16 protein-coding genes are annotated in these 20,777 nt (G+C 62.9%); 8 read left to right on the top strand and 8 right to left on the bottom strand.

Going from position 1 to position 20,777, the window contains the following annotated elements; translation table 11 throughout:
• Nucleotides 1–13 precede the first annotated feature (13 nt).
• Together IM701_RS09585 and IM701_RS09580 are read left to right on the top strand one after the other, a co-directional pair.
• A complete protein-coding gene (locus tag IM701_RS09585) occupies nucleotides 14–898 on the top strand; it encodes a helix-turn-helix domain-containing protein (RefSeq protein ID WP_193826795.1) in 885 nt (294 codons plus the stop codon).
• Between the two features lie 125 nt (nucleotides 899–1,023).
• Nucleotides 1,024–1,671: an alpha/beta hydrolase gene (locus IM701_RS09580; protein WP_039333817.1), complete on the top strand. Its 648-nt coding sequence runs from the start codon at nucleotides 1,024–1,026 to the stop codon at nucleotides 1,669–1,671.
• A gap of 3 nt (nucleotides 1,672–1,674) precedes the next feature.
• Here IM701_RS09580 and glgX read toward each other — a convergent pair whose 3' ends face one another.
• From glgX to IM701_RS09545, 7 genes are all read right to left on the bottom strand, one after another.
• Complete coding sequence (gene glgX, locus IM701_RS09575) at nucleotides 1,675–3,441, bottom strand: glycogen debranching protein GlgX (protein ID WP_193826794.1); 1,767 nt, start codon at nucleotides 3,439–3,441, stop codon at nucleotides 1,675–1,677.
• Entirely contained in the window at nucleotides 3,438–5,066 is a 1,629-nt protein-coding gene (locus IM701_RS09570) for an alpha-D-glucose phosphate-specific phosphoglucomutase (protein WP_193826793.1), read from the bottom strand. The genes glgX and IM701_RS09570 overlap by 4 nt, the downstream gene beginning before the upstream one ends.
• Nucleotides 5,063–6,520 (bottom strand): glycogen synthase GlgA, encoded by a 1,458-nt coding sequence (gene glgA, locus IM701_RS09565; protein ID WP_193826792.1) that lies wholly within the window; start codon nucleotides 6,518–6,520, stop codon nucleotides 5,063–5,065. Before glgA ends, IM701_RS09570 begins: the two co-directional genes overlap by 4 nt.
• Nucleotides 6,517–7,776 carry a glucose-1-phosphate adenylyltransferase gene (gene glgC / locus IM701_RS09560; RefSeq protein ID WP_193826791.1) on the bottom strand — a complete coding sequence of 420 codons (1,260 nt, stop codon included), beginning with the start codon at nucleotides 7,774–7,776 and terminating at the stop codon, nucleotides 6,517–6,519. Before glgC ends, glgA begins: the two co-directional genes overlap by 4 nt.
• Before the next feature lie 16 nt (nucleotides 7,777–7,792).
• Complete coding sequence (gene glgB, locus IM701_RS09555; RefSeq protein ID WP_193826790.1) at nucleotides 7,793–9,958, bottom strand: 1,4-alpha-glucan branching protein GlgB; 2,166 nt, start codon at nucleotides 9,956–9,958, stop codon at nucleotides 7,793–7,795.
• A complete protein-coding gene (locus tag IM701_RS09550; protein WP_193826789.1) occupies nucleotides 9,955–12,378 on the bottom strand; it encodes a glycogen/starch/alpha-glucan phosphorylase in 2,424 nt (807 codons plus the stop codon). The genes glgB and IM701_RS09550 overlap by 4 nt, the downstream gene beginning before the upstream one ends.
• 298 nt (nucleotides 12,379–12,676) lie before the next feature.
• The gene (locus IM701_RS09545; protein ID WP_193826788.1) at nucleotides 12,677–13,216 is read right to left on the bottom strand and encodes a cytochrome b; all 540 of its coding nucleotides are present in this window, start codon (nucleotides 13,214–13,216) and stop codon (nucleotides 12,677–12,679) included.
• 202 nt (nucleotides 13,217–13,418) lie between these two features.
• Here IM701_RS09545 and IM701_RS09540 point away from each other — a divergent pair, with 202 nt between their 5' ends.
• The 3 genes from IM701_RS09540 (at nucleotide 13,419) to IM701_RS09530 (ending at nucleotide 16,132) form a co-directional block, all read left to right on the top strand.
• Complete coding sequence (locus IM701_RS09540; RefSeq protein ID WP_039333830.1) at nucleotides 13,419–13,622, top strand: hypothetical protein; 204 nt, start codon at nucleotides 13,419–13,421, stop codon at nucleotides 13,620–13,622.
• A gap of 184 nt (nucleotides 13,623–13,806) precedes the next feature.
• Nucleotides 13,807–15,228 carry an ATP-binding protein gene (locus tag IM701_RS09535; protein WP_230487647.1) on the top strand — a complete coding sequence of 474 codons (1,422 nt, stop codon included), beginning with the start codon at nucleotides 13,807–13,809 and terminating at the stop codon, nucleotides 15,226–15,228.
• Entirely contained in the window at nucleotides 15,215–16,132 is a 918-nt protein-coding gene (locus IM701_RS09530) for a response regulator (protein ID WP_039333832.1), read from the top strand. The genes IM701_RS09535 and IM701_RS09530 overlap by 14 nt, the downstream gene beginning before the upstream one ends.
• A gap of 94 nt (nucleotides 16,133–16,226) precedes the next feature.
• Here IM701_RS09530 and IM701_RS09525 read toward each other — a convergent pair whose 3' ends face one another.
• Entirely contained in the window at nucleotides 16,227–16,541 is a 315-nt protein-coding gene (locus tag IM701_RS09525) for a UrcA family protein (RefSeq protein WP_039333834.1), read from the bottom strand.
• Nucleotides 16,542–16,996: 455 nt separating this feature from the next.
• Between IM701_RS09525 and IM701_RS09520 the strand changes: the two genes are divergently transcribed.
• The 3 genes from IM701_RS09520 to IM701_RS09510 all read left to right on the top strand — a co-directional run bounded on the left by IM701_RS09520 (nucleotide 16,997) and on the right by IM701_RS09510 (nucleotide 20,662).
• Nucleotides 16,997–17,989 carry an NADPH:quinone oxidoreductase family protein gene (locus IM701_RS09520; RefSeq protein WP_193826786.1) on the top strand — a complete coding sequence of 331 codons (993 nt, stop codon included), beginning with the start codon at nucleotides 16,997–16,999 and terminating at the stop codon, nucleotides 17,987–17,989.
• 388 nt (nucleotides 17,990–18,377) lie between these two features.
• Entirely contained in the window at nucleotides 18,378–19,778 is a 1,401-nt protein-coding gene (locus IM701_RS09515) for an aldehyde dehydrogenase (protein WP_193826785.1), read from the top strand.
• Nucleotides 19,779–19,807: 29 nt separating this feature from the next.
• Nucleotides 19,808–20,662, top strand: coding sequence for a p-hydroxycinnamoyl CoA hydratase/lyase (locus tag IM701_RS09510; protein ID WP_039333838.1), 855 nt, complete (start codon nucleotides 19,808–19,810; stop codon nucleotides 20,660–20,662).
• Nucleotides 20,663–20,777 lie beyond the last annotated feature (115 nt).

Raw genomic sequence — 20,777 nt, 5'->3', positions numbered from 1 at the left:
GAGATTGCGGCAGATGCGGAAGGAAGGCTTCAGTCGCTACACGCTCTACGGTGAGGAGGGGATTTCCCTGCCGCCGGAGTTCGTCCATCTCGAACGCATCCGCGATCGTGCCACCTTGCACGATTGGACAATCGATCCCCACGCGCATCCCCACATCCTGCAATTGCTGGTGGTGGAGAACGGCGGCAGCGAATTGCATGGGGAGCGTTCTGTCCAGAGCTTCGCAGCTCCGGTTCTGGTGATCGTCCCGCCCGCCTGCGTGCACGCCTTCCGCTTTGATGCAGGTGCCGAAGGCTGGGTGTTGTCCGTCGCTGCCGACCTCGCCAACGATCCGCGTCTCAGGGGCTTGCTCGGCAGCATGGAAGCGCTTGGCGGCAGTGCCTTGGCTATATCACTCGCCGCCCACCCGCTGATACTCCAGCGCCTTGCATGGTTGCTGGGGGATCTTGGCCAGCGCCTGGGGCAGGAGGATCAGGTCGGCCCGACACTGCTGGCCCAGGTCGCGCTTATCCTTGCCACGGCCATCGAAGCGGGCACAGGCAACCTCGATGCGCCGGCCGATGGGCGCGAACCCCTTGTCGCCCGCTTCAGGGCACTGGTCGAGCGGCACTATCGCGAGCATCTGCCTGTTGCCGACTACGCCGCCCGATTGGGCACGACCACGTCAACCTTGACCCGCGCCACGCGAGCGCTGATCGGAAAGCCGCCTGCCGAGATCGTGCATGATCGCCTGGTCCTCGAAGCTCGCCGCAATCTTGCCTTCTCGGGGGCCAGTGCGGCGCAGATCGCCTATGCCTTGGGCTTTGCCGACCCGGCCTATTTCGCCCGCTTCTTCAAGGCGCGGACCGGGCAGACCACCACAGCCTTCCGCCGCGCACGAAGCTCCAAAGGCGCGTAATCAGTCTGACGCAAACGGCCTGCAATCCGGCGCACACCTCTTGTCTATCAAATTAGTTGAGTTATCTCTGCTGAATGTCGGGACGTAATCCGAGTCGACCGGCCTTCCTTTTCTGGAGACAGCACATGACTCACCAACGCTCGTTCGCGGGGCAGGACCCGCTTGTCCTTACCGTTCCCGGCCTCGGCAACAGCGGCCCCGGCCACTGGCAATCGCAGTGGGAGCAGGACCTGCCCGATTGCGAGCGCATTGATCTCGGCCTGTGGGACGACCCGCATCGCAATACCTGGGTCAACAAGATCAACCTCGCCGTGCACAAGGCCGATCGTCCGGTCGTGCTAGTCGCTCACAGCCTGGGCTGCCTGGCGGTCGCCTGGTGGGCCGAGTTCGAAAAACCTGCAGACGGAAGGGTTCTGGGCGCATTGCTCGTTGCCCCGCCCGATGTCGAAGTGCGCCCGATCGACCGTCGGCTTACCCGTTTTGCGCCGTTCCCGCATGGAGAGCTGCCGTTCCCGTCGATCCTCGTCGCCAGCAGGAACGATCCTTACATGGGCATCGGGCAGGCCCGCCAGCTCGCCCAGGCGTGGGGCAGCCGCTTCGCCGACGCGGGTGAGGTCGGGCACATCAATGCTGAATCCCGCCTCGGTGAATGGACGTTTGGTCGGCTGCTGCTGAACCAGCTCCTGCCCAGGCCGGTCACGCTGGAAAGCGGTGAGCGCGTGCCGCTCGGCTCCTTTCACCCCGACCGCGCATTGCGCCGTCTGGGGGCATGATGATCAGGCCGGACCGGCGTTCGGTCCGGTCCGGTCTATAAGAAGGCAATAGTCCGGGCCTTCCCACGAGAATCCGCGGGTCTGCGGCCATTCCCAGTCTCCCGGATGCATGGGCGCCCCATCCAGCCGACGCCATTGGCCGTTTTCTGAGAAGCGCACAAATGCGCTCGATCGTTCGTTGCGCCACGCGGCCAATCCGAAGACAAAGCTCTCGAGGTCGCGGTCACGGCCTTCCCAGTCGATCCAGGTGATCGCATTGTCCTGCGCATAGGCGTTGTTGTTGCCGAGCTGGCTGCGGCCGAACTCGTCCCCGGCGGTCAGCATGATCGTTCCGGTCGAAACGAACAGCGTGCCGAGCATGGTGCTGGCAAAGGCAGAGCGCCGGGCGAGGACTTCCGGATCTTCGGTCACGCCCTCGGCGCCGTTGTTCCAGCTGAAGTTCTCGCCGTGTCCGTCGCGATTGTCCTCGCCGTTGGCGTCGTTGTGGCGGTGCTCGTAGGCCAAGGTGTCGGCCAGCGTGAAGCCGTCGTGCGCGGCCAGGAAGTTGACCGAGCGGCAGTCTTTCCCGAACAGATCGGAGGAACCGGCAACGCGCGTGGCCAGCACGTCAACGCCAGCCTCGCCTTTCCAGAACCGGCGCACGTCATCGCGATACCTGTCGTTCCATTCGAGCCAGCCCGGGGGGAAACTCCCCAGTTGGTACCCGCCGGGGCCAACGTCCCAAGGCTCGGCGATCATGACGCGGTCGGCCAGGAGTGGATCGGCGGCAATCTCGGCAAAGATCGGAGCATCGGCGGCAAAGCCCGGGCTTCTTGCGAGGATCGGGGCGAGATCGAAGCGGAAGCCGTCAACGCCGCAGTGGCGGACGAAGTGCCGCAGGCTATCGAGCGCCAGTTGGCGCACCGCGGGATTGCCGAAGTCAAGGGTGTTGCCGCATCCAGTGTCGTTGATCAGTCTGCCGTCAGACGCTTTGGCATAGGCTCCGTCGTCCAGCCCGCGCAGCGACAGGACCGGCCCGAGCACGTCGGACTCGCCGCTGTGATTGAGCACGATGTCGAGGATCACGCCGATCCCTTCGGCGCGCAGTGCGGCAACGGTTTTGCGCAGTTCGGCAACGCCGCCGGGGCACAGCCGCGGGTCCAGCGCCATCATCGCCACCGGGTTATAGCCCCATGCATTGCTGAGGCCGAGCGGCGGGAGATGCCGCTCATCGATCCAGGCGACCACCGGCATGAGTTCCACGGCGGAAACGTGCAGGCGCTTGAGGTGCGCGATCACCGCCGGATGCGCGAGCGCGGCGACAGTGCCGCGCAATGCCTCGGGCACATCTGGGTGCAGCTTGGTAAAGCCGCGCACGTTGAGCTCGTAAATCAGGCCTCCGTGCCGGAATAGCGGCGGTGCAGGGGTAGCCGGTTCGTAGAGGCCTATCACCGCCTTCGGCACAATCGCCGCCGTATCCACGCCATAGACTGATAAGCTGGCGTCGTAGGTGAAGGGGCGGTCGAGTTCGATGGCGTAAGGATCGACCAGGAGCTTGGCGGGATCGAACCACTGGCCGGCCGCCGGATTCCACGCTCCCGAAGCGCGGTAGCCATAACCCATGCCGCACAACGCGCCGGGCAGTTCGGCCGTCCAGTTCTCGCCCACGCGCGTCATGGCCACGCGCTGTTCAGGCTCGCCGTCAAACAGGCAGAGCGTCAGGGCTTCGGCATGCGGCGAGCGGACGGTGAAGCGGGTCTTGCCGTCCGTGATCTCGACGCCGGGCGTCACGTCACCACGTCGGGCGCAGTCCGTCCGGTGTGCCGCGCAATCCCGGCGATGGCATCGGCTGCCGCGATCAGGTCGGCCAGCATGTCGGGCGTTTCGCGATCGAGGTCGCCGCCAACCGGTTCATAGCGTTCGAGGTAGACGCGCAAGATCGCCCCTTCGGTACCGGTGCCGGAGAGGCGGAAGACCACGCGCGAGCCGCCCGCGAACATCACGCGCACGCCCTGGTTGCTGCTGGTAGAGCCGTCGACCGGATCGAGGTAGGAGAAGTTGTCGGCCTGGGCGACTGCGAGCGATCCGAAAGTCTGGCCCGGAAGGCTTTCGAGTGCAGCTTTCAGTTCCGCCATCAGCGCGTCGGCCTTGTCGGTTGGCAGCGCTTCGTAATCGTGGCGGGCGTAATAGTTGCGGCCGAACTTCGCCCAGTGCTCGCGCGCAAGCTGGTCGACGCTGATCTTGCGGACGGCAAGGATGTTGAGCCAGAGCAGCACGGCCCACAGGCCATCCTTCTCGCGCACGTGATCGCTGCCGGTCCCGGCGCTTTCTTCGCCGCAGATCGTGGCCATGCCGGCATCCAGCAGGTTGCCGAAAAACTTCCAGCCGGTCGGCGTCTCGAAACAAGGCAGACCAAGCGCTTCGGCAACGCGATCAGCCGCGGCGCTGGTGGGCATCGACCGGGCAATCCCCTTGAGGCCGCTCGCATAGCCCGGTGCGAGATGTGCGTTCGCCGCAAGCATGGCGAGGCTGTCCGAAGGCGTGACGAAGCGGTGACGCCCGACGATCAGGTTACGGTCGCCATCGCCGTCCGATGCTGCGCCGAAATCGGGCGCGTCAGCACCGAACATCGTCTCGAACAGTTCGTGGGCATGGACCATGTTCGGATCGGGGTGATGCCCGCCGAAGTCCTCCAGCGGAACGCCATTGCGCACCGTGCCCTTGGGAAATCCCAGACGGCCTTCTAGGATTTCAGTGGCATAGGGGCCGGTTACGGCGCTCATCGCATCGAACGCCATGGTGAAACCGGCGCTGACATTGGCGCGGATGGCGGCGAAGTCGAATAGCTCTTCCATCAGCTCGGCATAGTCGGCAACGGAATCGATCACCTCGACAGTGAGGTTGCCAACCTGCGTCGTGCCCAGCGTGTCGAGATCGACATCGGGGGCATCGACGGTCAGCCAGCGGTCGATGGTCCGGGTGCGGGCATAGATCGCCTCGGTCACGCCTTCGGGGGCAGGGCCGCCGTTGGCAATGTTGTACTTGATGCCGAAGTCTTCGTCGGGCCCGCCAGGGTTGTGGCTTGCCGAAAGGATCAGGCCACCGCTGGCGCCGTACTTGCGGATCACGTTCGATGCGGCGGGGGTGGAGAGGATGCCGCGTTGGCCGACCAGCACCTTGCCATAGCCATTGGCCGCGGCGATGCGGATCACTTGCTGGATCACGGTGCGATTGTGGAAGCGACCGTCACCGCCGAGGACCAATGTACTGCCCGGCTCCCGCTCGACCACATCGAACACTGCCTGGATGAAGTTTTCAGCGTAGCCCGGCTGCTGAAAAACCTTCACCTTCTTGCGCAGGCCGGAAGTGCCGGGCTTCTGGTCGGAGTAGGGCGTCGACAGTACGGTACGGGTCATTGGTCCTCCGCGATGAGGGCGGCATAGAGGTCCGCATAGGCCCTGCCGGAGCGGTTCCAGGAGAAGTCGGTCTTCATTCCGGCGCGCTGCATGGCACGCCAGGTATCGCGTTGCCAGTAGAGTGTGACAGTGCGGCTGATGGCATCGGCAAGGCTCGCATAATTCACGCCATCGAACTGCACCCCCGTCGCCACGCCGCCCATCACGGCCGCCAGATTGGCGTCGATCACGGTGTCCGCAAGCCCCCCAGTCCGCGCCACCACCGGCACGCACCCATAGGCAAGGCCATAAAGCTGCGTCAGGCCGCAGGGCTCGAAGCGCGAAGGCACGAGGATCGCATCGCCACCACCCTGCATGCGGTGCGAAAGGCCTTCGTCATAGCCGATCCGCACACCGACCTTGCCGGGGTGGCGCATGGCCGCGGCGTCGAAGGCGTTCTCCATCGCCTTGTCGCCGGAGCCGAGGAGGGCGAGGCGCCCGCCGGTGCCGACGAGGTGGTCGATGCACTCGAGAAGGACGTCGATGCCCTTCTGCCAGGTGAGGCGGGTGACGGCGATGAAGAGAGGACCGTCGCTCGCTTCAAGTCCGAATTCTGCCTCAAGTGCGCGCTTGTTGGCTACCCGTTTGCCCAGGGAGAGTTGCCCGTATGCCTGCGGGAGTTGGATATCGGTTGCCGGGTTCCATTGCACGGTGTCGATGCCGTTGACGATGCCTATCACCCGATCGGCTCGACTGACGATAAGTCCTTCCAATCCCATGCCAAATTGGGCGGTGCGGATCTCGCGCGCATAAGTCGGGCTGACCGTGGTGATCATGCTCGCCGCCTCGAGTCCTGCCTTCAGGAAGCCGACGCCGCCGTGATATTCGACCCCGTCCATTGCCCAGGCATGGGGCGGCAAACCGAGCGCCGGGAAAACGTCCGCGCCGTAGTGCCCCTGGAACGCCATGTTGTGAATGGTCATTACCGAGGGCACGCGCTTGCCACCGTCGGGCGGCGAAAAACGCAGGTATGCCAATGCCATGGCCGCCTGCCAGTCATGCGCGTGGACCAGGTCAAACTCGCGTCCCTTGACCATGCACCCACCAACATCCGCCGCCGCCCGACCGAATGCGGCAAAGCGACGCCAGTTGTCGGCCCAGTCGCGGCCCGAAGAGTCGACGTACGGGTTGCCATCGCGCTGAAAAAAGGCTGGTGCATCAAGGGCTAACAACGGGTGGCCGTCGATCTTGCCGCCGACCAGCCGCGCCTTTTCGCCCAGCAGGTTGTCCCAGGTATGCAGCGCTCGAGGGCGGGAAAGCGCCTTCATCACTGCCGGATAGCCCGGAAGAAACGTCGTCATTTCAACGCCATGCGGCGCAACCGCAGCAGGCAGCGCTCCTGCCACGTCGGCAAGGCCGCCGGTCTTGACCAGCGGCACCGCCTCGGAGGCAACGGACAGGACCCTGATCGTCATGCCAGCCGGTCGATCATCCGCTTGGTGATGAGGCAAACCCCGCTTTCGGAGCGGCGGAAGCGGCGGGCATCGAGTTCCGGATCCTCACCCACGACGAGGCCTTCGGGAATGCGCACGCCGGAATCGAGGATCACGCGGCTGAGCCTGGCGCCACGACCGATGTTGCAATAGGGCAGGATCACCGCTTCCTCGCAGGAAGAGAACGAGCCCATTTTTACCCCTGTAAACAACAGGCTGCGCCGGGCGATGGCGCCGGAGACGATACAATCCTGTGAGATCAGCGAGGAGATCGCCATGCCTCGACGGCCATCTTCGTCGTGCACGAACTTGGCCGGCGCGGCGATGATCTGGTCGGTCCAGATCGGCCAGTCGCGGTCGTACATGTTGAGCTTGGGCACCGTGTCGGTAAGATCGAGATTGGCCTCGAAATAGGCGTCGATCGTGCCGACATCGCGCCAGTATTCCTCGATTTCCTCGGCCGCACGGATGCAGGAATTGGTGAAGCGATGTGCCACCGCCTTGCCGTTCTTCACGATCTTGGGGATGATGTCATTGCCGAAATCGCGGCTTGAGTTCGGGTCGTCAGCGTCTTCCTGCAGCATCTGGAACAAGAACTTCGTCTCGAAGACATAAATGCCCATCGAAGCCAGCGCCATTTCCCCGTTGCCGGGAATGCCGGGAGGATCGGCAGGCTTTTCAATGAAGTCGGTGATCGTGTCGTGCTTGTCCACGGCCATCACGCCGAAGCCGGTGGCTTCCATCCGCGGCACCACGAGGCAGCCGATGGTGACGTCTGCGCCGCTGTCGACGTGCTGGCGGAGCATCAGCTCGTAGTCCATCTTGTAGATGTGGTCGCCAGCGAGGATGACCATGTACTTGGGCGCATAGGAGGCGATGATGTCGATGTTCTGGAACACGGCATCGGCAGTGCCTTCGTACCAGTGATCTTCCGAGACGCGCTGCGAGGCGGGCAGGATGTCGAAGCTCTCGTTGCGTTCGGGACGCATGAAGTTCCACGCGCGCTGCATGTGGCGGATCAGCGAGTGCGCCTTGTATTGCGTGGCGACGCCGATGCGGCGGATGCCCGAGTTGATCGCGTTGGAGAGGGCAAAGTCGATGATGCGTGATTTGCCGCCGAAGTAGACCGCAGGCTTGGCGCGGTTGTCGGTCAGTTCCTTCAATCGGCTGCCCCTGCCGCCAGCCAGGACATAGGCCATCGCATCGCGGGCCAGTGGCTGAGAGTAAGTTTCGCGCATCCCCTGTTCTCCGTTCTTATCCCTGGAATTCGAGTATCAGCGTGGCCAGTGGTGGCAGCACCACGAAGGCGGCACCGCCTTCGGCCGTGACCTGCCCGAGATTGCCGATCCCGCTGCCGCCGTAGTCCTGCGCATCGCTGTTGAGCACTTCACGCCATTCGCCGTCGTTCGGCAGCGGCAGGCGGTAGTGGTCGTGCACCTGCGGCGTCATGTTGCAGATCACCGCGATGGGCCTGGCATCGGGAGCCTTGCGCAGCCAGGCGAAAACCGAGGCCTGTGCATCGTCGACGACCAGCCATTCGAAGCCATCCGGCTCGCAATCGCGGGCATGGAGGGCGGGGCGGGTTGTATAGACGCGATTGAGATCGCGGACCCAGCGGCGGACGCCTTCGTGGGCCGGGGCATTCAGAAGGTCCCAGTCGAGCGAGCGGGCCTCGCTCCATTCCCTTCGCTGCGCGAATTCCTGCCCCATGAACAGCAGCTTCTTGCCGGGATAGCCCCACATCAAGCCGTAATAGGCGCGAAGGTTGGCGAATTTCTGCCAGTCATCGCCGCTCATCTTGTTCAGGAGCGAACCCTTGCCGTGGACGACTTCGTCATGGCTGAGCGGGAGGACGAAGTTTTCGCTGAAGGCGTAGGTCAGCCCGAAGGTGATCTCGTTGTGGTGGTACTGCCGGTGGATCGGGTCACGCGCCATGTACTGCAGCGTGTCGTGCATGAAGCCCATGTTCCACTTGAAGCCGAAGCCAAGGTGCTCACGCGGGGCCTCGTCGAACGCTGGTTTGCTGACGCCGGGCCAGGAGGTGGATTCCTCGGCGATCGTGAGGAAGCCGGCGTGGCTGGCATAGACCGCGCGATTCATCGCCTTTAGGAATTCGACCGCTTCCCAGTTCTCACGCCCGCCTTCGGCATTGGGGATCCATTCGCCCGCCTTGCGCGAGTAATCGCGGTAGAGCATCGAGGCGACGGCATCCACGCGCAAGCCGTCGACGTGGTAACGCTCGGCCCAGAAGAGCGCATTGTTGACGAGGAAGCTGACGACTTCGTGGCGGCCGAAGTTGTAGATCAGCGTGTTCCAGTCAGGATGAAAACCGAGGCGAGGGTCTTCATGTTCGTAGAGTGCAGTGCCATCGAAGCGGACGAGGCCGTGTTCATCGGTGGGGAAGTGGGCGGGTACCCAGTCAATCAGCACCGAAACGCCGGCGCGGTGCGCACCGTCCACGAAGCGAGCGAAGCCCTCTGGTGGGCCGAAGCGGGCAGAAGGGGCATACAGGCCGGTGGTCTGGTAACCCCATGACGGATCGTAGGGGTGTTCCGAGACGGGAAGGAATTCGATGTGGGTGAAACCCATCTCCGCGACGTAGGGGATCAGTCGGTCGGCCAGTTCGTCCCAGGTGTAGAAGCCCTCGTCATGCGGCTTCTGCCAGGAACCCGGATGGACCTCGTAGATGGACATCGGCTGGCGACGAGCATCGACGCTGGCCCAGTGGGCGCGGTGATCGGCGTCGCCCCAATCCACCTTGACCGGGTGCGTTGTGATCGAGGCCGTGCTGGGGCGGAATTCTGCGGCCTGGGCGAAGGGGTCCGCTTTCAGGGGCAGCACTGTGCCGTCGGCGCCGATCACGTGGTATTTGTAGGCGCAGTGTTCGCCGATGTCGGGGATGAAGATTTCCCACACGCCGATGTCGGCACGACGCCGCATCGGGTGGCGACGCTGGTCCCAATCATTGAAGTCACCGACAACGCTGACGACCTGCGCATTCGGCGCCCAGACGGCGAAGTGGACACCGCTGGCGCCCTCATGGTCGATCAGGTGGGCGCCCAACTTGTCGAACAGGCGGTGATGGGTGCCCTCGGCAATAAGGAAATCGTCGAGCGGGCCTAGGACAGGGCCGAAGGAGTAAGGATCGGTTACCAGCCATTCGTGCGTGCCTGCCGTGCAGGCGTACCGAACCGGCTGCCGCGGGCCCTTGACCTTCCCTTCGAACAGGCCGCGCCCGTCGACCCGCGTCAGTTTGCCGAGCCTCTTGCCGGAGAGTGACCATGCCACCGCATCTTCGGCACCGGGCAGGACCGCGCGGGCGAATGCGCCCTCTGGTCCTTCGTGGATGCCGAGAAGCGAGAAAGGATCGGCGTGCGTCCCGTCAAGCAGGGCATCGATGGCGCTCGCCGGTGGCTTCATGCTGGCTCTCGGACCCCCCAGATATCGCGGGCGTATTCGCCGATCGTGCGATCGGACGAGAACCAGCCTACGTTGGCAATGTTGCGGATTGCCGAAGCGCGCCACGATGCCTGCTGTTCCCAGCGGCGGTCGATGTTGCGTTGGGCGGAATGGTAGGCGTCGAAGTCGGCCGCGACCATGAACCAGTCGTGGTCATAGATCCCGCCCATGAGCCCGGCGTAGCGCTGCGGATCGTCAGGCGAGAATACCCCGGTGGCGATGGCGGCGATGGCCTGCTGCAACTCGCGCGAGGCTTCGATGACTTCACGCGGGTTATAGCCGTTGGCGCGCTTATCCTCGACCTCTTGCGCGGTCAGGCCGAAAATCTCGATGTTGGGATCGCCGACGCGATCCTTGATCTCGATGTTCGCACCATCGAGCGTGCCGATGGTGAGAGCGCCATTCAGTGCAAACTTCATGTTGCCAGTGCCCGAGGCCTCCATGCCGGCGGTGGAGATCTGCTCGGACAGATCGGCCGCCGGAATGATCCTCTCGGCGAGGCTGACATTGTAGTTCGGGACGAACACCACCTTGAGCAATCCGCCGACGGAAGGATCGGAATTGACGCGGCGGGCGATGTCGTTCGCCAGTTTGATTATCAGCTTGGCATTGTGGTAACTTGAAGCTGCCTTGCCGCCGAAGATCTTCACGCGCGGCACCCAGTCGCGTTCCGGGTGGCTGCGGATCTGGTCGTAGAGAGCAACCGTCTCGATCAGGTTGAGCAGCTGGCGCTTGTACTCATGGATGCGCTTGATCTGGACGTCGAACAGGGCATCAGGATCGAGGCGGACGCCCATCAGGTCCTTGATGTGCTTGGCGAGCGCGATCTTGTTGGTGCGCTTGACCTCGGCAATGCGTTCGCCGAGCGCGGCATCGTCAGCCAGGGCGTTGAGATCGGCAAGCTTTTCGGCATCGTCGAGGAAGGCCGGCCCGATCGCGTCCTTGAGCACTGACGTCAGGCCCGGGTTGCACTGCTGCAACCAGCGGCGCGGGGTGACGCCGTTGGTCTTGTTGTTGATGCGGGTGGGGTAGAGCTTGTGCAGATCGGAGAAGACGGTGGTCTTCATCAGATCGGTATGGAGCGCCGCCACCCCGTTGACGCTGTGCGCGCCGGTGAAGGCGAGGTTGGCCATGCGCACCCGCCTTTCGCCGCCCTCGTCGATCAGGCTGATCGCGGCGATTGCGGCATCGTCCATCCCGGCCTTGCGAGCTTCACGCAGGACGCGGCTGTTGATGGCGTAGACGATCTGCATGTGACGCGGCAGCAGGCGCTCGAACAGCGGCAGCGGCCAGGATTCCAATGCTTCGGGAAGGAGCGTGTGGTTGGTGTAGGCGACGGTCGCCTTGGTGACTTCCCACGCCTCGCTGAACTCGAGCCCGTGCACGTCGACCATCAGGCGCATGAGTTCGGCGACGGCAACCGCAGGGTGCGTGTCGTTGAGCTGGATCGCGGCCTTTTCGGGCAGGCTGCGGATGTCGCCATGATATTGGACATGGCGGCGGACGATGTCCTGGATCGAGGCGGAGGTGAAGAAGTACTCCTGCCGCAGACGCAGTTCCTGGCCGGCGGGCGTGGAGTCAGCGGGGTAGAGCACGCGCACGAGGCTGTCGGCACGGACCTGTTCGGCAAGCGCACCGAAATGGTCGCCGGCGTTGAAGGCATCGAGCCGCAGGGGATCGAAGGCGTGGGCGGTCCACAGGCGCAGGGTATTCACGCGCTTGCCGCGCCAGCCGACGACCGGGGTGTCGACCGCGCTGGCTTCGACCTTCTCGGCCGGGCGCCATTCGACCGCATCGCCATTGGCGACGACTTCGCCGCCGAAGCCGATGATGTAGGCGCTTTCGCGGCGATCGAATTCCCAAGGGTTGCCGTGGCTGAGCCAGGTTTCGGGCAGTTCGACCTGCCAGCCATCGTCGATCCGCTGGCGGAACATGCCGTTCACGTAGCGGATGCCGTAGCCATAGGCGGGAATGTCGAGGCTGGCGAGGCTCTCCATGAAGCAGGCGGCGAGGCGGCCAAGACCGCCATTGCCGAGCGCCGCGTCGGGCTCAAGGTTCTCCAGCGCCGAGAGGTCGAATCCGTGATCGCGCAGGGCCTTTTCCATTTCGCGCGTGAGGCCCATGTTGGATAGGGCATCACGCAGCAGGCGTCCGATCAGGAATTCCAGGCTCAGGTAGTAAACCCGCTTGCCGCCCTGCTCATAGGTCTTGCGGGTGGAATCCATCCACTGGTCGATGATTGCATCGCGAAGGGTCAGGACAGTCGCGGTGTACCAGTCATGCGGCTTGGCGGCGCGTTCATCCTTGCCGACGCGGTGGCGCAGCACGTCGATGATCTTTGCGTCGATCTCGCTTGCGCCTGATTGTCTCATGATGCTCATCGCACAAGTCCCACCCTGATTGACGCCAGATGCGCGCTGCTGGGGACAGCGAGCGCCGAGCGTCTGTTGTACCGACCTGTCAGGACAGCGTGCCGCGCTCCACCTTGCCGCGGAGGATGACTGTCGCAGCGCCTTGCATCACACTCTCGAGCAGGACGGTAGGCGAGGCTTGGGCGCAAGGGCAAGCGTGGAGTGTGAGCCAAGTCAGTCATGGCAGAAATCCGTCGCCCCCAATGCACGTTTCGATGGGGCTAGTACGTATTCTGCCTCGGTTTGTCGGTCAGAATACGTCTGCGCTTCAGAGCATGCGGCGCAAGACATTGTCCTTGATGACAAAATGATGATGCAGCGCTGCGGCAATATGCAGAATCACAAGGCCTGCCATCAGGAAGCCGAGAACTTCGTGCCCTTCATGCGCGGCTTCGGCGAGGGCAGACCCCTTGGCGACCGGAAGCTTCGGCCAGTCAAACAGGCCGTAGATCGAAAGGGGATACTTGCCCGCCGAGGAAAAGATCCAGCCCGTAAACGGCACGACGATCATCAGGGCGTAAAGCGCACCATGCGTCAGGCGCGCCACGCTTTGCTGGAGCTTCCCCATGCTTGCCGGCCATGCCGGCATGGTCCAGGTGAAGCGCCAGGCGAGCCGGGCGAGCGAGAGAAACAGGATGAGGATGCCGGTGGCCTTGTGTGCAGGGAAGGGCTGCCAGATATCTTCGATGGCCTCGCCGAAGATCCCGGTCAGGATATTGAACAGAACCAATGCCGCAATGACGGCGTGAAACAGGCGCGCAACTGCATTGTACCGGACGAGATCGTGCGTGCCAGATAACGTGGCCATGACCATTCCCCTCGACTTGATCTGGAGCCACGATAGTGCGCAGTCTTTCGCTCGTCACGTATCCGATTGTAGCAGGATACCTAAGGTGGCCGGCTCGCCAAAATATGACAGATGTCAAGTAATGGGATGCGGCAAATGACGTATGCCTGTTCGCCCCTGCAAAAAATATGGTGTCGGCAGAAACCATAGTCCGTGAGGGAACATGTCAACGCCGCGTCTCACCCAAGTCGAGCCCGCTGTCGTCCACAAGATGGCGTCCGTCCTCAAGAGCCAGAAGCCAGAGGTTATCCAGAACCATTTCGGTATCGGGCTCAACACATGGGTAAAGCTGCGCGAGGGGAAGGCAATCCGCCACTCCGTCGCGGTGCGCCTGCTGCAACGGTTGCAGCGAGACCAACTGATCTGAAGGGACAATCTGCCCTGCCGGGCACAGCTTGACAGGGCTTGAGTTCAAGCTGGTTGCAGTGCACAATCGCCGCGTGCCTCATACAACGACACAGGCACGCGGGGTCATTGAAATGCAGACTTCCCGGCGCGGCCGGAGCAGACAAGGGGCACAGGCAGGTCGACGGCTGCCCCGGCAGTCGCGAGTGGAAACGCAGGATCAGGTGGCAGAGCTTCGCGCACGCTTGGCTGCGGCCGAAGCGGCCAACGAGGCGAAAAGCCGGTTTCTTGCCAATGTCAGCCACGAAATACGATCGCCGCTCAACGCAATCTATGGCTATGCCCAGCTCGTCGAGCGGGGCGCCCAGGTCGATCCATTGGCGGCTGCGCGAGTCATTCGCCGCAGCGCCGAACATTTGACCAACCTCGTCGAGGGCCTGCTGGATATCGCCTCGGTCGAACAGGGTGTGGTCCGGGTCGATAACGGGGTGATCCGGCTCGGGGCGCTGGTTGAACAGGTAGCCGAGATGTTTTCGCCACTGGCGGCGCATAAGGGCCTGTCGTTCGTCTGCAGCATACAGGGCCGGCTGCCCGAGTTCGTGCGGCTTGATGAACGGCGCGTACGACAGGCATTAATCAATCTGGTGTCGAACGCGGTAAAGTTCACGCAGCGTGGGGAAATCCGGCTCGTGCTGCGGTGGTCGGGCCAGATCGCCACGATCGAAGTTCATGACACCGGTCCCGGCATTGCGCTTGATCGGCAGGAGCAGATCTTTGCGCCCTACGAACGTGCCGATGCTGCATCCGAGGCCGAGAAGACAGGGGCGGGCCTTGGTCTCGCCATCACGCGCGCTGTCGTGAACATGCTGGGTGGCGACCTCAAGCTGGACAGTGCGGTTGGCCGTGGGAGCTGCTTCAGGGTCAAGCTCATGGCGCCGCAGGTTGCGGGAATGGTCGATCATGCGGCCGACAAGGTCCGCCCTGCCGGATACAAGGGGGACCGGCGCGCGATCCTGCTGGTCGACGACGACGCTGATCACCTGTGTGTCTTGCGCACCGTTCTTACCGAGGTCGGCTTCGACGTCGCAGAGGCGGGTGATGGAGCCACGGCGCTGGCACTGGCCGATGCGCAGCCTTTCGACGCCATAATCTGCGATGTCAGCATGCCCGGCATGTCGGGTTGGGATGTCGCCGAACGTCTGCGCGCCATGTGCGGACGCGATCTCAAGATCCTGATGTTGTCCGCCAACGCGTTCGAGCGCCACGGTCTGTCCGGTCAACAAGCCAGCCACGATGCATTTCTGCTCAAGCCAGTGGATCTGGGGTCGCTGCTCGACGCATTGGGGCGCCATCTTCAGCTGGAATGGATCATGCCTGAAGTGCGGGAAACTGGCACTGGCGCGCGTGACAGCGTTCAGGTTTCGGCCGCAACGCGCGAACACGTCGACAGGTTGAGGGCGCTGGTCCAGATCGGTCACGTCAGGGCTCTTGAAGGAGAGATCAAGTCGCTGGCGACCGCTGATCCTGCTGCAGAAGCGCTAGCCACGCGGCTGTTCGATCATCTCGACCGCTTTGATCTCGCCGGGATCGGAAGGATACTGGAGGACCTGCCCGATGAGTGGCGATAACTTGCGTCGTGATACGGTTCTGGTCGTCGACGACGAGCCGGATTCGCTCCGTTTCCTGACCGATGCACTTGAAGGGGCGGGAATCACGGTGCTGGTTGCCATATCGGGGGGCGCCGCGCTGGACCTGCTTGAGCATGTCGTGCCCGACCTGATCCTGATGGATGCCGTGATGCCGGGAATCGATGGGTTCGCCGCAACCAGGCAGATCAAGGCACGCTCGCAGCTTTCGCACGTGCCGGTGATGTTCATGACCGGGCTTACCGAGAGCGAGCATGTGATCGAAGGCTTCGAAGCTGGTGGCGTCGATTATCTGCGCAAGCCGGTCAACGTGCACGAACTGCTGGCGCGGGTTCGAGTGCATCTGGGCAATGCGCGTGCGATGCAGGCGAGCGCTACCGGCCTCGATGCAACCGGACGGCTGATGATGTCCGTTGATCCCCAAGGCGGTTGCCTCTGGTGCACGCCACTCGCCGAACGCGCCATCCTTCGGGTAAGCCCGGAATGGAGCCGGGAGGAGCGGCAGTTGCCCGATGCGATCCGCCTGCCTTTGCTTCGCGTGCTGGCGCGAAATGCCACGGGGGCATCGGTCCGGATCGAGCAAGGGGAAAGCGCGCTCGAACTGGTCGTGATTGCACAATACCGCGACAGTGAAGTGCTGATCCGGCTTAACGAACTCAATCCCAAGGCTGACGTGTCCCAATTGCAGCTCAAGCTGGGGTTGACCGACCGCGAGGCCGAAGTGCTGCTCTGGATAAGCTACGGCAAGTCCAACGGGATGATTTCGGAGGTGCTGGCGATCAGCCCGCGTACCGTGCAGAAACACCTCGAACGCATCTACGAGAAGCTGGGCGTAGAGACACGGGCTGCCGCGGCAGCGGTCGCGATCAAGGTGCTCGGCACCTGAAGGCGCTCACGCCGCCGGAAGGGGAAACACTCCTCCAGGCGGCGTTGCGCCCCTGGCCAAACTTCACGCCAGCGTGAGGCTGGTCCAAGGTCGATCAGCGGCGAGCCATCTTCCCGCTGCGGGCGGCGAGCGCAAGCTCCTGAACCATCGGTTCGACACTCGCAATCGCGGCACGGCGGCACTGATAATCAGGCATCGGTGTGACGATCATGCGGTCAGCCGGATCACAGGCTTCTGCAGCGGCGTCGGCAATGCGGTTCCGAAGACGGCGCATGTCCGAGGCGCGCGACAGGTCGAGGCCGTCGGCCGAGATGGCAATGTTGACGGTCTGTGGGGCAGGTGCGGCAAGAGCGATCTGCGGCGCAGACAGCAAGCCGACCGCCAAAGTGGCGGCGATAAGGGTCTTCATGAGCATTCTCCTGCGTACTGTCTTTATGTGCGGGTACCGTTTTTCGGCCTCGCTTATTTTGGTGGACCGTGCGGTTTTGCCCGGCTTGTTGATCCGTGCATAAAATAGGCTGAGGGCACACGTCGGACAAGCCATTTTTATTGCAAAACCCTTGGATTTACGGGGTTTTCGCTGTTGCCACGCAGCATCTAGGCGGCGGCTGCAACGGAGATTTCATGCACGATTCCTCCACCTGAGAAGGCCGAGTTAGGACGCTTGTTCAAAATTCTTGGCAGAAGTCAGCCATTTGGCGGATGGGCTTCATCAAGATTGCAGAAAGGCGCTGGACCCATGCGCATTAGGCCATTTGCTTTGTGCGCTGCAGCAATGGCGCAGGAAATTTTATTGGTGATCGGTCAAGAAGTGGCAGTTGGAGAGCCCATCGGAATGCGTCACGCTCTGCGGGGGAGATGGAGATGACCAGAATGATGCGAGCGCTGCAGGTCCAGAATCTGAGCGCCGACCTGTCCGGTGTTAGCATTGTGGATACCGCGATTCCGGAGCCGCAGTCGGACGAGGTCCTGGTACGGATCGAAGCCGCAGCGCTTGGATTTCCCGATCTTCTGATGACCCGCGGGGAGTATCAGGCAAAACCGGCCTTGCCATTCATTCCGGGCATGGAAGCTGCGGGCGTAGTGGTTCGGGCGAAAAGCGATGGGCCTTGGCGCGAAGGCGACCGTGTGATTGCAGGGATGCTCACCGGTGGGGTCGCCCAATTCGGGTGTTTTCCCGAAGGAGCTCTCCTCAGGCTGCCAGACCGGCTGTCGATGGCCCAGGGCGCGGCCTTGCGGGCTGCCTACCTGACTGCCTGGGTGGCACTAGTATGTCGTGGAGTGGCGCAGGCAGGCGAATGGTTGTTGGTGCACGGGGCGGCTGGCGGCGTGGGACTGGCTGCCGTCGATCTTGGGGTGGCTCTTGGCCTGAAGGTCATTGCCGTGGCCTCCACGCAGGAAAAGCGGGAAGCGATCGGCGGGCTCTACAAGCCCGCCCACGTTATCGACGGCAGCGCGGGCTTCCGTGAGCAGGTGCTGACCATTACAGGCGGCAGAGGCGCGGACCTCGTCTACGATCCCGTCGGTGGAGGCGTGTTCGATGAATCGACGCGCTGCATCGCGTTCGACGGTCGGTTGCTGGTTGTCGGCTTTGCGGCCGGCCGGATTCCGCAGATCGGTGCGAACATTCCTCTCATCAAGGGGTTCTCGGTGGTCGGCGTAAGGGCAGGGGAATATGGGCGCCGCTTCCCCGATCGAGGCAGGGAGAACATCGCGCATATCCTGGAATTTGCGGATCAAGGCAGGATCAAACCCCACGTCCACGCCGCCTTCCCCTTGGATGACTGGAAGCTCGCGTTCCAGGGCATGGAGCAACGCAGTGTCATCGGGCGGAGTGTCGTCCTGCCACACGGCTGACGCGGACACGTCGCGCGAGGGCTGCACAAAGACAAAAAATGGGCCGCACCGTTGCCGGCGCGGCCCTGAAAAGTTTGGGAGAGGATGCCTGAAAGGCCTTTCCGAAATGGGGAAACTGCGCTCTGTGTGCAAGTGCGAAAGCCACATATCTAGTTGCGTTTATTGCAATTGAGTGTGTGAGTGCGCGCATTTGTGTGTGGGATTGCCCGGCGTCAAAAGCCCGGATTTCCTGGGGATTTCGCTGCGTCGTCTCCAAGCTGTTCATCCTTCCCCCGACCGCTGACGATGCATTCCCTGCACAAAAGATCAGGTGCGGGGTTTTGCAAATGACCTGTTGCGACCACAGACATTGATTGCTATAACCCATAACAGAAATGGGAGAGAGCACATGCTGTTTGAGCGCATCAATCCAATGACTGGCGCGGTAGCTTCGACGGCCGAAGCCATGCAGGCGTCGGATATTCCTGCAATCACCGCGCGTGCAGCTTCAGCATTTCCAGCTTGGGCGGCCATGGGACCCAATGCCCGGCGCGCTGTATTGATGAAGGCGGCTGCTGCGCTCGAGAGCCGCGCCGATGCCTTCGTCGAGGCGATGATGGGCGAGATCGGGGCGACCAAGGGCTGGGCGCTCTTCAACCTCGGGCTGGCCGCAAGCATGGTGCGTGAAGCCGCCGCCCTGACGACGCAGATTTCGGGTGAGGTCATCCCTTCGGACAAACCTGGCTGCGTGGCCATGGCCTTGCGCGAACCGGTCGGGGTGATCCTCGGCATCGCACCGTGGAATGCGCCGATCATTCTGGGCGTTCGCGCCATCGCCGTGCCCCTCGCCTGCGGCAACGCCGTGATCCTCAAGGCCTCGGAGCAGTGCCCGCGGACGCACGCCCTGATCATCGAAGCCTTTGCCGAGGCTGGCTTCCCTGAAGGTGTGGTCAATGTCGTCACCAATGCCCCGAAGGATGCGGCCGACGTCGTCGGGGCACTGATCGACGCGCCGCAGGTGAAGCGCATCAACTTTACCGGGTCTACGGCTGTGGGCAGGATCATCGCGGTTCGCGCGGCGCAGCATCTCAAGCCCTGCCTGCTGGAATTGGGCGGGAAGGCCCCGTTGATCGTTCTGGACGATGCCGACCTTGATGAAGCCGTAAAGGCAGCTGCGTTCGGCGCGTTCATGAACCAGGGTCAGATCTGCATGTCGACCGAACGCATCATCGTGGTTGATGCTGTTGCGGACGCCTTCGCCGAGAAGTTCAAGGCAAAGGTAGCCGCCATGCCGGTAGGTGATCCGCGCGAGGGGACGACCCCGCTGGGTGCGGTGGTGGACGCAAAGACAGTCGCACACTGCAAGAGCCTGATCGACGATGCGCTTGCCAAGGGAGCGCAACTGCTGACCGGGGGCGAGACCACGCACAATGTCTTGATGCCGGCGCATGTCGTCGCGGGCGTTACCCAGGACATGAAGCTGTTCCGCGACGAAAGCTTTGGTCCGGTCGTTGGCGTTATCCGTGCGCGCGATGAAGCCCATGCCATCGAACTGGCAAACGACACCGAGTATGGGTTGTCGGCCGCAGTCTTCACCCGCGACACGGCACGCGGCCTGCGCGTGGCGCGGCAGATCAAGTCTGGCATCTGCCATGTGAACGGCCCCACCGTGCATGACGAGGCGCAAATGCCTTTCGGCGGCGTCGGGGCGTCTGGATACGGGCGCTTCGGTGGCAAAGCCGGCATCGACAGTTTCACCGAGCTGCGCTGGATCACGATGGAGACGCAGCCCGGCCATTATCCCATCTGAATTTGCACGATTGCCCTAGAGGAAAGACCATGACCGAACAGCAGAAGATCGAGCGTGCGGAAGAAGATACCGTCGCTTTCACCGTGGAAGACGGCATTGCCTGGGTGAAATTCAACCGCCCGGAAAAGCGCAACTGCATGAGCCCTAAGCTTAATCGCCGGATGAAGGCGGTGCTTGAGGAACTTGAGTTCCGCGACGATGTGAAGGTTCTGGTGCTGACCGGCGAGGGTGATGCCTGGACCGCAGGAATGGATCTCAAGGAGTACTTCCGCGAGACCGAGGCTCAGGGGCTTGGAGCGGTGCGCAAGTCACAGCGCGAGAGCTATGGCTGGTTCGAGCGTCTGCGCTGGTACGAGAAGCCAACTATTGCGATGATCAATGGCTGGTGCTTTGGCGGCGGTTACGGCCCTCTGTTTGGCTGCGACATCGCGATCGCAGCTGAAGATGCCCAGTTCGGTCTTTCCGAGATCAACTGGGGTATTCTGCCCGGTGGCGGAGCATCGAAGGTCGCCCAGGAACTGATGCCGTTCCGCAAGGCCATGTACCACGCCATGATGGGCGAGAATCTTACCGGCAAGCAGGCCGAAGAACAGGGTCTCGTCACCGAAGCCGTCCCTGCTGACAGGCTGAAGGCGCGCGTTCTGGAGATTTGCGAAGCGCTCAAGAAGAAGGACACGCATGCTCTGCGTGCAACCAAGTGGACGATGCGCCGCATGGTCGACATGACCTACGACAACGGTCTGGAGTACCAGATCCGTGCGCAGGAAGCGCTGCACAGCTTTGGCGGCGCCGCTGCTCGCAAGGAAGCCACGCGCCAGTTCCTGGATGAAAAGAGCTTCAAGCCCGGCCTCGGCACGTTCGACACGAGCAAGGTCAAGGCCTGATCATCTAGACGGGTTTCGGAAGGCCCCGGACGCAATCGCGTCCGGGGCCTTTCTGATTTGATATGCCCAGTAAAAGCGGTTGCCTGTAGTCTCGCAAGAGGTCAGCTTGGCGGAA

This window comes from Novosphingobium sp. ES2-1 (assembly GCF_015169775.1).
Taxonomy (GTDB): Bacteria; Pseudomonadota; Alphaproteobacteria; order Sphingomonadales; family Sphingomonadaceae; genus Novosphingobium; species Novosphingobium subterraneum.
Note: the sequence above shows the minus strand (reverse complement) of the source record. Positions and strands in the feature narration are given on the sequence as shown.